Annotated in this window: 15 protein-coding genes; 7 read left to right on the top strand and 8 right to left on the bottom strand. The window is 62.8% G+C overall.

The annotated features are described in order from the left end of the window. Positions 1 to 54: 54 nt before the first annotated feature. Genes CIT25_RS20335 through hutC form a run of 5 tightly spaced genes read left to right on the top strand, consistent with a single transcriptional unit; the run spans position 55 to position 4,896 of the window. Positions 55 to 999 (top strand): ABC transporter permease, encoded by a 945-nt coding sequence (locus CIT25_RS20335; protein WP_095486305.1) that lies wholly within the window; start codon positions 55 to 57, stop codon positions 997 to 999. Next, positions 996 to 1,796 carry an ABC transporter permease gene (locus tag CIT25_RS20330; RefSeq protein ID WP_095486304.1) on the top strand — a complete coding sequence of 267 codons (801 nt, stop codon included), beginning with the start codon at positions 996 to 998 and terminating at the stop codon, positions 1,794 to 1,796. Before CIT25_RS20335 ends, CIT25_RS20330 begins: the two co-directional genes overlap by 4 nt. A 35-nt stretch (positions 1,797 to 1,831) precedes the next feature. Beyond that, positions 1,832 to 3,154 carry a histidinol dehydrogenase gene (gene hisD / locus CIT25_RS20325; RefSeq protein WP_095486587.1) on the top strand — a complete coding sequence of 441 codons (1,323 nt, stop codon included), beginning with the start codon at positions 1,832 to 1,834 and terminating at the stop codon, positions 3,152 to 3,154. A gap of 6 nt (positions 3,155 to 3,160) precedes the next feature. Further along, positions 3,161 to 4,165: a zinc-dependent alcohol dehydrogenase gene (locus CIT25_RS20320; RefSeq protein ID WP_095486303.1), complete on the top strand. Its 1,005-nt coding sequence runs from the start codon at positions 3,161 to 3,163 to the stop codon at positions 4,163 to 4,165. Further along, positions 4,162 to 4,896, top strand: coding sequence for a histidine utilization transcriptional repressor HutC (gene hutC / locus CIT25_RS20315; RefSeq protein ID WP_095486302.1), 735 nt, complete (start codon positions 4,162 to 4,164; stop codon positions 4,894 to 4,896). Before CIT25_RS20320 ends, hutC begins: the two co-directional genes overlap by 4 nt. Positions 4,897 to 4,976: 80 nt before the next feature. On the opposite strand, the gene CIT25_RS20310 is transcribed toward hutC, so the two are convergent. After that, a complete protein-coding gene (locus CIT25_RS20310) occupies positions 4,977 to 5,171 on the bottom strand; it encodes a hypothetical protein (protein ID WP_095486301.1) in 195 nt (64 codons plus the stop codon). 329 nt (positions 5,172 to 5,500) lie between these two features. On the opposite strand from CIT25_RS20310, the gene CIT25_RS20305 reads away from it, so the two are divergent. Beyond that, entirely contained in the window at positions 5,501 to 5,974 is a 474-nt protein-coding gene (locus tag CIT25_RS20305) for a hypothetical protein (RefSeq protein WP_095486300.1), read from the top strand. Positions 5,975 to 6,057: 83 nt separating this feature from the next. Beyond that, positions 6,058 to 8,139 (top strand): sigma-54-dependent Fis family transcriptional regulator, encoded by a 2,082-nt coding sequence (locus CIT25_RS20300; RefSeq protein ID WP_095486299.1) that lies wholly within the window; start codon positions 6,058 to 6,060, stop codon positions 8,137 to 8,139. A gap of 88 nt (positions 8,140 to 8,227) precedes the next feature. Here the strand turns inward: CIT25_RS20300 and CIT25_RS20295 are convergent, their stop codons facing one another. The 7 genes from CIT25_RS20295 to CIT25_RS20265 form a co-directional block, all read right to left on the bottom strand. Continuing rightward, on the bottom strand, positions 8,228 to 8,731 hold the full coding sequence (locus CIT25_RS20295; protein WP_095486298.1) for a DUF1097 domain-containing protein: 504 nt from the start codon (positions 8,729 to 8,731) through the stop codon (positions 8,228 to 8,230). A 231-nt stretch (positions 8,732 to 8,962) separates the two neighbouring features. Next, the gene (locus CIT25_RS20290) at positions 8,963 to 10,006 is read right to left on the bottom strand and encodes an NAD(P)-dependent alcohol dehydrogenase (protein ID WP_095486297.1); all 1,044 of its coding nucleotides are present in this window, start codon (positions 10,004 to 10,006) and stop codon (positions 8,963 to 8,965) included. Between the two features lie 38 nt (positions 10,007 to 10,044). Next, positions 10,045 to 11,676, bottom strand: a complete 1,632-nt coding sequence (gene groEL / locus CIT25_RS20285) for a molecular chaperone GroEL (RefSeq protein ID WP_095486296.1) — start codon at positions 11,674 to 11,676, stop codon at positions 10,045 to 10,047. Between the two features lie 76 nt (positions 11,677 to 11,752). Further along, on the bottom strand, positions 11,753 to 12,550 hold the full coding sequence (locus CIT25_RS20280; protein ID WP_095486295.1) for an iron-sulfur cluster assembly protein: 798 nt from the start codon (positions 12,548 to 12,550) through the stop codon (positions 11,753 to 11,755). 5 nt (positions 12,551 to 12,555) lie between these two features. Then, a complete protein-coding gene (locus CIT25_RS20275) occupies positions 12,556 to 13,578 on the bottom strand; it encodes an amidohydrolase family protein (RefSeq protein WP_095486294.1) in 1,023 nt (340 codons plus the stop codon). Between the two features lie 76 nt (positions 13,579 to 13,654). Beyond that, complete coding sequence (locus CIT25_RS20270; RefSeq protein ID WP_095486293.1) at positions 13,655 to 14,026, bottom strand: MmoB/DmpM family protein; 372 nt, start codon at positions 14,024 to 14,026, stop codon at positions 13,655 to 13,657. A gap of 17 nt (positions 14,027 to 14,043) precedes the next feature. Then, a complete protein-coding gene (locus tag CIT25_RS20265; RefSeq protein WP_095486292.1) occupies positions 14,044 to 15,102 on the bottom strand; it encodes an aromatic/alkene monooxygenase hydroxylase subunit beta in 1,059 nt (352 codons plus the stop codon). Positions 15,103 to 15,112 lie beyond the last annotated feature (10 nt).

Genomic DNA, 15,112 nt, shown 5'->3' with positions numbered 1-15,112 from the left:
CGGTGCCGCCCTCGCGGCACCGGCTCCTTCACGACGTCGGATACGGATTTTTTCATGCGGGCAGCCAGGACAGCCTATCCCCTGAAATGGCGCATCATGGATGCGCTGGAAGGCGTTGCCGCCGCCATCTGGCCGGCGCGGTTCAGGCGCGCCACGCCCTATCTGATGCTGCTTCCGGCGGTGCTGCTCGTCGGACTGCTCGTGCTCGGTCTCATTCAGATCGCGGATGCAAGCCTGCGCACGCTCGACACCACCACCTTCCAGTTCTCGGACGACTATTCCATCGCCAATTTCCGGCGGGCGCTGACGGAGCCGCTGTTCCTGGTTGTCGCGCAGCGCAGCCTCATCGCCGCCCTGATCGTCACTGCGGTGACGCTCGTCTTTGCCTTTCCCTACGCCTATCTGATGGTGCGCACGCGGTCGCCAAGATTGCGCAAGTTCCTGCTGATTGCGCTGTTCCTGCCTTTCTTCATCGGCCAGGTGGTGCGTGCCTATGGCTGGCTGATCATCCTCGGCAACCAGGGCATGGTAAACGAGGCGCTCGGCGTTGTCGGGATCGCCCCGATGCGGCTCATCTACAACTATCCCGCCGTGCTGTTCGGCCTCGTCCAATACATGCTGCCGTTTGCCGTGCTGATGCTCGCGCCGGCGCTCACAGCCATTCCCGAAGAGCTGGAGGCGGCCGCCGGGTCGCTCGGCGCCAACTGGGTTCGCACATTCATCCATGTCGTTTTGCCACTCGCTCGCCCGGGCTTCATCGGCGCCGGCGTGGTGGTGCTGACGCTTTCTCTTACCGATTTTGCAGTCCCCGCGATCCTTGGCGGCGGCTCGCAGGACTTCATCGCCAACGCCATCTACGACCAGTTCTTCCGAACGTCCGACCAAGGCCTCGGCGCGACGCTGGCGCTTATGCTGGTCGCGCTCGGGTCAATCCTTGTCGGCCTCGTGTTCGCGCTGTTTGGAGCGGGAACGCTCGCCATGGGGAGGTCCCGGGCGTGAGCGGCTCGCGCAGCAAATCGATTGTCCTGTGGACCCTGGTGACGATCGCCTTGATCACGCTTTCGGCGCCGACGGTCGTGGTGCTTGGCGCTTCCTTCACCGGCGGCAACATCATCACATTTCCGCCGGACGGGCTGTCGCTGCGGTGGTACGCGCGCATCTCGCAGGCCTCCGACCTGCGCAACGCTTTCCTGCGCACGCTCCAAGTCGCGACGGTCTGCACGCTCGTTGCCATTCCCGTGGGCACGCTGGCCGGGATCGCGCTGGCGAAATATGCGGTGCGTTTCGAGAAGTCGATCCAGATCTATCTGCTGCTGCCCTTCACCATCCCGCTGATCGGATCGGGCATCGGCCTCATGCTGGTCTTCGGCAAGGCCGGCTTTCTTGGCCAGCTCTGGCCTGTCGGCATCGCGTGCTGCGTCATCAATCTTCCCTTCATGATCTGGGCGGTCACGGCGAGTGCCACCGGGCTTGACCCGGACCTGGAACTGGCCGCCGCCAATTGCGGCGCGCCGCCGCTTCAGGTGTTCTTCTCCGTCACCTTGCCGGCGGTGATGCCGGGGGTGATTACCGGTTCGCTGCTGATGTTCATCCTGGCGCTCAATGAGTTCCTGGTCAGCCTGCTGCTCGTCGATGCGCGTATCGTGACGCTGCCGGTGCTGATCTACAACTCCATTCGCTCGATCATCACGCCGGACCTTGCCGCGATCTCCGTGGTCTTCATCGCCTGCTCGGCTGTCGCCATCTTCCTGCTCGACAGGCTGGTCGGGCTCGACATCTTCCTGAAATCGAAATGAGGAATGCCGGCCCGCCGGCCGCAAAGGGAAATCCGATGCCAAACGTATCATTCCACGACTTGAGCCAACTCGACGCCGCTAGTCGTGCGGCACTAATGCGGCGCTCCGAGACCGATCTCTCCAGCTTTATGGAAAAGGCCGCACCGATCATCGAGGCGGTGCGAACAGAGGGCGACGCCGCGCTCGTCCGCTTCGCCCGCGACTTTGACAAGGCGGATCTCGATGCCGCGCGGCTGAAGGTCAGCCCCGCCGAGTTCGACGCCGCCTTCGGCATGGTGGACGAGGACGTGGTCGCCGCCATTCGCTTCGGCATCGACAATATCCGGCATTTCCACGAAGAGCAGAAGCCGGAAGCGATGTGGCTTAAGGAAATGCGGCCCGGCGCCTATGCCGGGGACCGCTTCACGCCGATCCGCTCGGTGGCACTCTATGTCCCGCGCGGCAAGGGGGCGTTCCCTTCGGTCACAATGATGACCGCAGTGCCCGCCGTGGTGGCGGGCGTCCCGGAGCTTGCCATCGTCACGCCGCCAGCGCCCGATGGTTCGGTGGACGCAGCAACGCTGGTTGCGGCGCGCCTCGCCGGCGTCGAAACGATCTACAAATGCGGTGGCGCGCAGGCGGTTGCCGCGGTTGCCTATGGCACTGAGACGATCAGGCCCGCGCTCAAGATCGTCGGTCCAGGCAGCCCCTGGGTCGTTGCGGCCAAGCGGCTGCTTGCCGGAGTGATCGATCCAGGTCTTCCCGCCGGTCCGTCGGAAGCGATCATCCTCGCCGACGACAGCGTGCATGGCGGACTGGCCGCGCTCGACCTCCTCATCGAGGCTGAGCACGGACCGGACTCATCGGCCTATCTGGTGACCCACAGCCGCCGCGTGGCGGAGGAGGCATTGGCCGCGCTGCCCGAGCACTGGGCGCGCATGACCGAGCAGCGGGTAGCGTTCTCCACCGCGGTGCTGACCGGCGCCTGTGGCGGCATCGTGCTGACAGGGTCGATCGAGGAGAGCTACCGCTTCATCAACGACTACGCGCCGGAGCATCTGGAGATCCTCTCCACCGACCCCTTCGCGCACCTTGGCCACATCACCGAAGCTGCCGAGATCCTTATGGGGCCGCACACGCCGGTCTCGATCGGCAATTTCGGGCTGGGCCCCAACGCCGTCCTGCCGACCAGCCGCTGGGCGCGTACCTGCGGACCGCTCTCGGTCACGGATTTCGTCAAGCGCTCTTCCATCGGCTACGTGACGGCCGCGGCCTATCCCGAATTCGCACGTCATGCCCGCACACTTGCTCGCTATGAAGGCTTCTCCTCGCATGAGCACGCCGTCTCCGACGTGCGCGATCGATATCTGGTGCGGTAACGGACGATGAAGGCGGCCAGACTCCATGCGGCAGGCGATTTGCGGGTTGAGGATGTGCTGCCTCCCGGCGAACCAGCGCCTGGCTGGGTGCGGCTCAGGGTGACGGCCGCCGGCATTTGCGGCTCCGATCTCCACAATTTCCGCACCGGTCAGTGGATCAGCCGCGCGCCGAGCGTCGCCGGGCATGAGTTCGCCGGCGAAGTGACCGCCGTGGGCGCCGGCGTGTCCGAGTTGGCCCGCGGAGACCGAGTCGTCGCCGATTCGCGTTTCTGGTGCGGCGAGTGTGCTGCTTGTCGGGCCGGCCTGCATAATGTCTGTGCCAGACTGGGCTTTGTAGGCGAGGTCTGCGATGGCGGCTTCGCGGAAGAGACGGAGCTGCCGGCGCGGCTGCTCCTGCGCCACGACCCCGCGCTCGATCCCGCAATTGCCGCCATGGCGGAGCCGCTGGCGGTCGCCCTGCACGCAGTGCGGCGTCTGTCGGCGCCGGCCGGGACGCCGGTGCTTATCGCCGGTTGCGGCCCGATCGGCGGGCTGGCAGCGCTGCTCCTGTCGCGGCCCGGCGAGAGACCGGTCCTTATCGCCGACCGCAATGCGGCGCGTGCGGAACTTGTGGCGGAGGTGAGCGGTGCGACCGTCGTCGACTTGGACGCCCTACCCCACGATCCCAACCTGCGTCATGCCGTCGATGCGACGGGAAGCGTGGCGGTCATGGCGCGGCTGCTCGATCTTTTGGCGGGCGGCGGCACGCTGGCGCTGGTCGGCATTTCGCATGGCCGCCTCGACCTCGATCCCAACCTCCTGGTCGAGCGCGAGATCGCGCTGGTTGGCTGCCACGCCTTCGCCGACGAGCTTGCGCCGGCCGTCGCCATGCTTGGCGATCTCGCCCCCGCGCTGTCGCGTTTCGTGGCCGAGGAGATCGCGATCGGCGAAATTCCCGCCGCCTACCAGCGCCTGATCGCAGGGGCGAGCGGCGGCCTGAAGACCATCGTCCGAATGGAGAGAGGACGATGATCAAGCTTCCCGAAACCGCCGGGCCGCTCTACGAAAAGGTCAAGGACTACGTGCTCGGCAACATCGGCAGCGGCAAATGGCCGAAGGACCGGAGGCTGCCTTCCGAAAACGAGCTGGTCAGCACACTCGGCGTCTCGCGCATGACCGTGCATCGGGCGCTGAGAGAACTGACCTCGGAAGGCCACCTCCTGCGCATCCAGGGCGTAGGCACCTTCGTGGCGCCGCCGAAACCACAATCCGCGCTCATCGAAATCAGGAACATCGCCGGCGAGATCGCCGCGCGCGGCGCACGCCACAGGGCCGAGGTCGTCGTGCTTGAGAAGATCCGCAACCCGGCGCTTGAGCTCATCGTCGCCTTCGAGTTCATGCGCCGCAGACCGGTCGCCCATTCGATCATCGTGCATTTCGAGGACGATGTGCCCGTCCAGCTCGAGGAGCGCTTCGTCAATCCGGCTCTCGCACCGGACTACCACCGGCAAGATTTTGCTGCGACTACCACCTACGATTATCTGCAGCGGGCGACGCCGCTGACGGAGGTGGAGCACGTGATCTCGGCGATCGCCGCCGACGAGGTGGCCGCCGGCCGCTTGATGATCCGGCCCGGCGACCCCTGTCTTCTCCTGCATCGGCGCACCTGGTCAGGCGCGGCGGTCGCCACCGTCAACAAGCTCACTTATGTCGGCAGCCGCTATTCGCTGGGCAGCCGCTACGCGCCCTCGCCCGCTGCATGAGCAGGAACACGCAGCGAAGCAGGGCGGGCGACGCCTCGTATCAAATATGCTCGATCCAATGGCGACGTTCTGATGCGTCGTTATTGAATTTTCGCGTCGCGGGTCACCTTGACGTCGTTCACCCCCTTTAGGGCATTGCGATTTCCTGTCCCTGCAGCGGCGCGGAAGACCTGTTCCGCATGGCCGAAACGCCGCAATTTCAGATACGCATAGGCGCGCAACACCATCAGGCCGGTGCGCTCAGGCGCAATGCGCGACCGTTCATCCAATGCCATCAGCGTCTCGACATATCGCCCCTGATCGAAAGCGCTTGTTGCCTGGCTTCCAGCAGCACAGTTCGTACTTCGACACTGCGATCTCATGATCCAAAGGTGCCTGCGAGGACACCGCGCCGCTGGTCGCGGCCGTTCGGCTTTGTCGCAAACTAGAGCGCTTTTTCATGGTGTTGCTGCGCACGATTGTAGCAGCCACCTGCTACCAACAACACGAACTTTGGCGCTATCTAATATGAATGGCGGATCTGACTGAGGCGGTGTAGGCTTGGCCTAACAAGAAGAAGAATGAGCCGTATCAACGGCAACGCTGAGCGAATCTGGGAGGATTCATGGTCGAAATCATCTCCAAGCGGGATGGCCCGCGGCGCGAGGACCTACAAGTCAAAAGACTGATCGAGCAGAACCGTTCGACTATCGTTCGCCTTGCCGACCAGATCAGCGGCGGCGGCTATTCGGCTTCCAGGAAGCCACGCCAGCAACCGAAGACGAAAGGCCTGATCATCCATGTTGGCGGCAGCACGGCACCCGTGGCCGAAGCCAGGCCATCCATCCAGGTTACCATGAACGGCCGGGTGATCTCAAAGGACCAGAACACAGGCCGCCAGCTTCACCATATCGGCGACATCCGCAATCGGGGTGACGACCAGATCTTCGTCCTGGCGACGAAGCAAAATGGCTTCTTCTCGCCGGTCGACGAAACCGTAGCGGAGGCCCTTGCCGACCTGGACGGCTCCCGCCTCGCCGCCGCCTATACCGAAGAACAGCTTGCCTTCGACATCGGCGCGAAACTCGGCATCAACTGACGGGCAGACGCTTGGACGTGTGCACGTCCAATGCATGACAGCATACAGCAATGGCATGCCTCAAAGGTTCTTGTGATGACGGAATGAAACGCGAGATAGGCCCCAATCACATGAAGATCAATGCTCTTCCGGCGCGTACGTCGCTGGCCACTGGGCAAATGGTTCTGGGCAACATCGACTATGACGAGCGCGCCACCATGCGCGCCTGGGAAAGTTTTCTGGCTGACGAACCCAGATGTGCCCGCGATCCGGTCCACCCAAGCCACGTCCGCTCCCTCATTCACGATTCCTGGTATCGCAGCGCCACCGGCGGCATCAACGCTCAAGGCATTGAAGCGCCACTGAGCAGTGATCGCGACGAGATCGAATATCTGACCCGAGCCAATGCAGAACTGCTTTCGGCGGCGCGGCGGTCGTTCGCCTCGCTTGGCCAGTTGCTGGACGGGACCGGCGCGATGCTGGTTCTGGCCGACAGCGACGGCGTGCTGATCGACGCTATCGGCGACAAGAAGACGCTGCATGACGGCATGGATATCCACCTCGCCATCGGCGGCAAATGGAACGAGGATGCCGTCGGGACGAACGGCATTGGTACGGCGTTGTGGACGGGTGAGCCGACTTTCGTGCATGCGGCCGAGCATTTCTGCGCCGGCATCAAATCCTGGACCTGCGCCGGCGCGCCGATTCGCGACCCGCTGGACGGCAAGATCATCGGTGTGGTCGACCTGTCAGGCTATTCGCCGATCTTCAGGCCACACAACACCGCGCTCGTCGCCGCCACAGCCCGGCAGATCGAAAAGGCATTGGCCGAACAGCAGCAGGAACAGCGCACGCGCCTGCTCGAAGCTTTCATTTCATCGGCTCCCAGCTACCGCCGAAAGGACGGGCTGGTAATCGTCGACCATCGCGGCCGTGCCATCTTCTGCAACAATGTGCCTGACGGCGAGACCACCGAGATGATGGACGGCCCGATGGAGCCAGGTCGTGGCCGCTGGCTGATGAACCTTCCGTCCTCCGGCTCCGAGGCCGACCTTGCCAGGGCGCTGCCGGCCCACCTGCGATCCTGCCACATCACGCCGCTCAAGCTCGATGGCGACCTCCGCGGCGCGGCGCTTGTGTTCCCCTCCGTGCCGTCCGTCTCCAGCACCGCGGTGGTCCACCAGGAAGTGAACAAGCATCTTCAGGATGCTGTCGCCATGATCGTCGGCGAAAGCGAAGCGCTGCAGGCCGCCATCGACGTCGCCTGCCGCGTCGCCCGGTCGGGCAGCGTGACATCGCTGTTGGTCGAAGGCGAAACAGGCGTCGGGAAAGAGCTGTTTGCGCGACTTGTCCATGCCGGCAGCCGGCGCGCGGCAAACGATCCGTTCATTGCGATGAATTGCGGAGCGATCACCAGGGACCTGTTCGGCAGCGAATTGTTCGGCCATGTCGCCGGCGCCTTTACCGGCGCCTCGCGCGAAGGCAAACCGGGCGTTTTCGAGCTCGCCAATGGCGGCGTCCTCAGTCTCGACGAGATCGGCGAATTGCCACTCGAGATCCAGCCGTTTCTGCTGCGTGTCCTGGAAGAGCGCGTGGTCCACCGTATTGGCGACAGCCGGGGTCGCCCGGTTGATGTGCGCCTGGTCGCCTCAACCAATCGCGATCTCAAGCAGGAAATTGCCGCAGGCCGCTTCCGCCGCGATCTCTACTATCGAATTGGCGCGGTCTCGATCATCGTTCCACCGCTGCGCGAGCGCGGCGAAGATGTGCTGCTACTGATCGAACATTTCAACCGGCAGATCGCCACCGCAGCGGGTGACGACCCGCTGGAATTCTCGCGCGAAGCACTCGATGCCCTGCTCGCCTATGGTTGGCCGGGTAATGTACGCGAACTGAAAAACCTCGTCGGGCGGCTGCATGTCTTGACGCGCGGCCGCGACGTCGGGCTTCACAACCTTCCCGAGGAGATCACCGCGTCCGGCTCTGGATCGGAAGCCGGGTCGGACAGCCGTGTACCCGCGCATGAATCGGGAGGCACGCTCGTCGAGGCCGAACGCCAGGCAATGAAGAACGCCTTGGCGGCGGAAGGCGGCAACCTCAGCCGGGTCGCGAAGCGGCTCGGCATCTCCCGGCCAACGCTCTACCGCAAGCTCGACCAATACGGCATCCGGCGCGGTTTCATCTAGGATCAGAGCCTGTCACCGGCACGAAAGAAGCCCGCGGCATTCGCGCCACGGGATTGGGAAAAGTTAATCACTGAAGCGGTAGCGGGGGTTAGATCAGCTTTTCACGACAGCAGCTGTCAGTTTCTCGGAAACGTAGCCGAGACTGTTGCCAATGATCAGCGAAATCACCACAGCCGCCGCGACCTTGCTGATGCCGCTTGGACCCTCGCCATAGGCGGCAGCGCCAAGCAGAAAAAGTGCCGCGGTCGTTGCGTAGCCCATAGACCGCTGATGGAATGGCACTCAGCAATGGCAGCTTGGCAGCGAGAATCAGGATTACGATTGAGACGACGACGCAAATGCCGGCCGTGAGAGCCGTAACACCTATCGACGTCAGTGCTATCAACGCGCCTGCGGCGCAGATCGCTCCCCAAAGGTTTGCAAGCGCCGAATTCTTGAACCCGGCTTCCTTGCCGCCACAGTGATAGAAACTTCCCCAGCCCACAAATACCGCCCAGATCAGCAGATAGGGGTTGCCTATCGTGATCGCTGCCCACGTTGCAATGCCGCCCATAATGCCGATGACGACGGCCAATCCTGTAATAAGATCCATATTGTCCTCCCATTTTTTCAAACCGCGAAGAAAGAACTCGTTTCAGGACCACGCTTCGCTTACGTCCCGATACGGAAAAGCCAGGGCATCAGCCGCGGCGCTCAGGAAAAACGGTGCCGACGCTGGCAAGCAGCCAGACCGGCCTCTTCGGCGACACCGACTCGGAAACGGCGATGTCGGCACGCGGACCAAAACGCCGGGCCTGCTCCGTGCAGGCCCGACCCAGACGCTTCACGGCACGATGACGCCGCGGCCGGTGAACCGGCGGTTCTTGAAATCGTCGAGCGCGGTGTTAATGCTTGCGAGGTTGTATTCAGTGTAATGCATCTTCACCTTGCCATCGGCGTTCAACTCCATCAGTTCGACAAGCTCGGTGAAGTTGCCGACGAGGCTGCCGCCGATGTTGATCTCCTCGATGACCAGATGCGCGGTCGGCACGTTGACCGTGCCGCCATAGCCGACGACGAACAATTGGCCGCCCTTGCGCACCATCTTCCAGCAGATGTTCTCGACACCGAGTTCGCCGACGAAGTCGATGACCACATGGGCGCCGCCGCCGGTGATCTGGCTGACCTCCTCGACGACATTCGGCCCGCCATCGAGGACAAAGTCGGCGCCGAGGTCCTTGGCCAGCACCTGGGCCGCCGGCTCGCGATCGACTGCGATGATGCGGCAACCCGAAATCGCGTGCAGCGATTGCAGCGCGATATGGCCAAGCCCGCCTATGCCGAGCAGGACGCAGTAACTCCCTGGCCTGAGCAACTTCGCGGCGCGTTTGGCGGCGCGGTAGGCAGTGATGCCGGCATCGGCCAGCGGCGCCACCTCGATCGGCGTGACGTTGGCGTTCAGCTTGATCAGCGAACGCTCGCTGGTGATGAAATATTCGGCGAAGCCGCCATTCATGCCAAGGCCGGGAAACTGGCCATTGTCGCAGTACATGTCCTCGCCATGGCGGCAATTGAGGCAGATGCCGCACGAGCGAAACGGGTGACAGATCACCGCGTCGCCGCGCTTGACCGATCTGACGCCGCTGCCGACCTCCTCGACCCAGCCGGCATTCTCGTGGCCCATGATGTAGGGCAACAGCGTGCCTTCGGGGTCCATGGTCGGCTTCCACACACCTTCGATGATGTGAAGGTCGGTGCGGCACAGGCCGGCGGCACCCACCCGCACGATCACCTCGTCGGGAGCAGTGATGGTCGGTGCCTTGACCTCCTCGATCTTGAGCTGGACGTTCATCTGCGGATCGTATTCGTACAGTCTGGCGGCTTTCATGCCTGTGTCCTTTCAACGTCGAGATTGTTCGGATTGCTTCAGGCGCGGCCGAGCTTCTCAGAGCCGCCGCCGCGCGCCGGTCCGGCCGTCGGGTCCTCGTCCTCGGCGAGATGACCAATCAGCGTTTCGGTGGTCAGGATCAGCGTCGCCACCGAAGCTGCGTTGGCGAGTGCTGTGTAGGTGACGCGGACCGGATCGATGATCCCTGCCTCGAACATGTTCTGGTAGCTGCCGACAGAAGCGTTGTAGCCGTAGCCGCCGTTGATGCGCGTGACTTCCGCCACGACTGCCTCGGGATCGGCGCCGGCATTGGCGGCGATACGCCACAGCGGCCGCGACAGCACCGACCGCACTAGTCGCACGCCTTCGGCGACATCGCCGTCGACGCCGGCCGCCACCTTGTCGAGCAGCGGTGCGATCTGGGCAAGCGCCGAGCCGCCACCGGCAACCACGCCCTCTTCGCATGCGGCGCGCACCGCATTCAGCGAATCCTCGATGAGCTGTATGGTTCGCTTCTGCTCGACCGGCGTTACACCGCCGGCATAAAGGATCGCGGTGCCACCAGAGAGCTTGGCCAGGCGTTCGCGCAACTTGTCCTGGTCGATGTTCGGCGGCGAGGCTTCATACTGCCGCTGCACCTGGGCGCGGCGCGATGCGACTGCCGCATGGTCGCCGCCCCCGCGGATGATCGAGGTATAGGATGAACTGGTCTTCACCCGGTCAGCCGTTCCAAGATCGTCGGCGGTGATGTCCTCCAGCCGGCCGCCGAGGTCGCGCGCGATCACCTTGCCGCCGGTGATGATCGCCAGATCCTCCATCATCGCCTTGCGCCAATGGCCATATTCCGGCGGATGGACCACGAGGTATTTTCCCGGTCCGTGCTTGCCGAGCAGAGTTACCACAACTTCCGGCGACATTTCCTCGGACACGATCAGCAGCGGCCGACCGGCCTCGTCGGCAATGCGACGAGCCGCATCCAGCGCCTCAGGCTCCTTGATCTTGAGATCGGTCATCAGGATGTAGGGTCGTTCGAGAACAGCCTCCATCTTCTCTTGATCGGTGACCATGTGGTGCGAAAGATAGCCGCGTTCGAAGGACATGCCCTCGACCACATCCAGCGTGGTCTCGGTCGTCACGCTGAAGTCAGTGGTGATGACGCCTTCGGCCCCTACCCGCTGATGGGCTTCCGCCACCAGCGCGCCAAGCTTGGTATCGGTCGCCGCAATGTTGGCGACCGAAGCGAGAATGCCGTTGCCCTTGGCGGGCTTGGCCGAAGCCTTGAGCGCCGCCACCACCGCTGCCACGGCAAGATCGATGCCCTTGCAGAGATCGACGGGTTTCGCGCCTCGTTCATTCGCCTCCACACCGCCCTGGATGAGCGCATTGGCGAGCACGATGGCAGTCGTGGTGCCGTCGCCGGCGACCTCATTGGTCTGCATCGACACTTCGCGCACGACCTGCGCGCCCATGTTTTCGAAACGGTCGTGCAATTCGATCTCGGAGGCAATGCTGACGCCGTCACGGGTCACCATCGGCGTGCCGATCGGCCGGTCGATCATGGCGTTCATGCCTTTGGGGCCGAGTGTCGGCTCGACGGCAGCGGCCAGCCGAAAGACACCACGGGCAAGTGCACGGCGCGCTTCGGAATTGTGAAGCATTATTTTGGGCATGGTTTCTCCTTCCGCCTTACGGGCGGGTTGTTGGTTAGGGGCCTCGTGCGAGGGAGGCCGTTGTTTCAGCTCTGCTTCAGGCGGTCGGCGCGGTTCGTGCCGGCACGCGATCCATGATGAAATCGACCAGCGTCGGTTCGCCGTCGACCACATCCAGTTCCTTGTATCTGGTCTGCTTGAGCCCACGGCACAGCGCGCCGTTGAACTCCATGTTGATGCGCACGCCGCGCAGTTCGGCGAGATGGGCACCGAGCGCCGCAGGTGGTATTTTCTGGCCTTCCCAAGTCACGAAGACAGGATCATCCGCCTGGCGGTCGGGAAAACGCTCAAGCAGAGCCGCCCTGTATCTCGGCTTCTGTTTGGCCGCCTCGCCCGGTTCGAACCGTGCGACGTCATATGCCGGCAGGTCCATGCCGAGGATCTCTCGATCGGTCAGGCCGTGCTGCCGCAGGCCGCGCAGGACCGCCTCCTGGCGCCGCTTGAACGCCTTCATCCTGAAGGTCTCACGCAAGCCGCCAAGATCCTGATCCTCGGCAAGTACGGCGAAGACATCGCCGAATGTCTTGCCGGCTTCCATGCCGCGATTGACCTCTTCCGCGAACATGTGATCGTGCAGCTTGACGCGATAGGCCGGCGCCCAGGAGAGCTGGTCGAGCGCCTTGCGGACGCCGTCCAGCATGAGGAACGCGAAGTTGGGCGAGCACCAGTAGGTCGGCAGGCGGAGGTCGATCTCCACACTGCCATCGCTCGTCATTTCGGCCCGCTCGACGAAGCCCATCTCGGTAATCGGTTCGTCGAGCTCCGGGTCGTTGACCTCACCAAGGCGCCGCCAGAGTTCCTTCTCGCGGTTGCCGGAAACGCTGGCAGTTGCCATGGCCCCTACTCCGCCGCGATGCTGAAGGGCGAACTGGCGAGCGCCGTCTTCTTGGCTTCGATGTCGATGTTGTAGAGACGCGCCGCATTGAGGCCCAGGATCTTCTCCTTGATCTCGTCGGTCAGTTGCACACCGCGTTCGGCGGCGATGTCCTCTGGGATCTGATAGGCCCAGAACTTCTCGACCAGCCAGCGCGGCGTCCAGATCGCGTAGTCGGAACCGAAAAGGATTTTTTCCGGGCCGATCCAGAAAAGCAGTTCGGCGATGACCTCGCCGAAATAGCGCGGGCGCGAATGGATGAAGGGCAGCGCTACCGCAAGCCCACCATAGACGTTGGTTTCTTGCGTTGCGATCCAGCAGAAATCGTCGAGGCGCGGCAGGCCGCAATGCTCGATGATCCAGTTGAGGCCCTGGAAGTCAGTCGCCGCATGGTCGACGTCATGCACGTCGAACGCATCCTTGCTGAGCGGCAGGATTGTCGGCCCTTTGTGGACATGGATATTCCTGATGCCGAGTTTGTCGCAGAGTTCGAAGCATTTGTAGGCATCGGGATCCGTGAGCTTCCAGCCCTTGGAAGCCCCGTTCCATTCGGCCGTGTACATCTTCACGCCCTTGACGTCGTAGGTCTCCTTGAGGAAGTGGATGTACTCAAGCGCCTTCTCACCATCGCGCGGATCGAAGGCGCCGTTGACGATGAACCGTTCGGGATAGAGCTTGGCCACCTCGGCGTTGCGCTCGATCGTGTTGAAGCCGTTCTTGTAGAAGTCCTTGAGATAGGTCGACTGGACGATCGCCACATCATCGGGGCCGTCGATGAACAGGTCGCGATAGAGATCGTCGGCGCTGTACTTCTCGAACTTGCTCTTCTCCCACAGCTGGTCCTTGGGGCTCAGCCCGGTGTGATAGGCATAGAAGCACTCGATGAACTGCTTGCCGTGGATATTTTTCTGGTTCTCCGGGCTGCCGTCCCAGAAATGGGTATGGCCATCGACAATGAAAATATCCTTGCCTTCTGGTGTTCTAAACATTTCTACCTCCACAAGATGTGCGATTGATCGGTTCGGCGCGCCGCAGCCAGGCGGCGCGCCTGATTTTCTGGAGCGTCTATTCGATGTATTCGAACATCTCATCCATGTTGCCGAACAGGATCACGGTGTTGTCGTCGATGCGCACCATCCGTCCGTAGTGGGTCGAGCTGTTGACCTCGAAGGTTTCCGCCGTCATCTCGCGGCCGAGATATTCGCTGATCTCGTCCATCTTGAAGATCAGCTTGCCGGTGCCATCGATGCGGATCATCGCCGGTTGGTAGGTGACCGTTACGTTCGGCTTCAGGCCCATGAATTCAGCGATGGCCCTGGCTTCCACCGAGTCGTTCATGGTGACGCCGCACTGGTGCGAAATCGTCTGTTCGAAGGTGATGTCCTTCATCGACCTGAAAATGTTGGATTGCGATGCGTCGCGTGCTGCAGTTGACATGACAGTTTCTCCCTGTGTCAGCGCTTGAGGCCAAGTTCGCCGAGTATCTGATCAATCCGTTCCTCGGACTTGGCACGGACATCCGAGAAAGCGACCGGCTTTGAATGCGGCATCGACCAGATCGGCTGCAGGCCGATGGCTGCCTTGTCGGCGAGCGCGCCGTGCTTCTTGACCCAGCCCTGGAAGAGCTTCTTGTTCGCCGCGCCATGCTTCTCGTCGTTGGCGAGCATGTGCATGAGGTCGATCGTGTTGGCGAGATTGCGCTCGTAGTCGGCCTCGGCTGCCGAGATCACCGCAGGCGTGATGAAGTCGTGGTTTGCGGCGGCGATCTGCATCAGGAAGCCTGAGCGGAATGCTTCCCCGACCAGCGGTTCGAAGACGATGTTGATGGCGAAGTACTGTTCGAGATAGTCGGTCGCGCCCATGATGGTCTCGACCGCTTCGCGGGTGCCTTGCCAGTTGTTGTCCTCGAGCCAGGCCGTCTTGCCGAGTTCGTCGTCCCAGCCGGGAAGGTCCATGCCGATCTCGGCAAGGTAGAGCGTGATGTCCTGGGCAAGCCGCAGCTTGTAAGACGAGTTGGTCAGCGTGGCGTTGTTGATCATCTGGGTGTAGCCGTAGCGCTGCGCCTGCATCAACGAGGTGCCGAGCCCGAATTCGGCGTGCTTCCAGGCGCCGAGCTGCGTCTGCAGAATCTTGATCCAGGCCTTGTCGAATGTCTTAGGCGCCCCCGACTTGCGGGCGTTGTTGATGACGCTCTGTACCATCGTCTCGATTTTCGACTGGCGTTGGTAGTGCGTGCGTTCCCACTCCTGATCGGGGGCGCGGAAGGCATGCCAGTTGGAGCTCTGAGCGGCGGTGTTCTGCTTGACATAAGCGCCCTTGCCGTCGGCAAAAGAGATGATCCAGTCCTGGATCAGGTAACGCTCCGGGTCAGGCTGCACGTCGACTGTCATGTCCTCATAGTGGGTGGCGCGCTGGCCCTTCGGGTCGAAATACCGGTACTTCCGGCTGTCGGAGTCGGCAAAGATCGCCGCGCCGGCGGCTCCGGACCCGACTGAACTCGAGGTAGCTGGCATAGTCTTCACT

Source organism: Mesorhizobium mediterraneum, assembly GCF_002284565.1.
Classification (GTDB): domain Bacteria; phylum Pseudomonadota; class Alphaproteobacteria; order Rhizobiales; family Rhizobiaceae; genus Mesorhizobium; species Mesorhizobium mediterraneum.
Note: the sequence above shows the minus strand (reverse complement) of the source record. Positions and strands in the feature narration are given on the sequence as shown.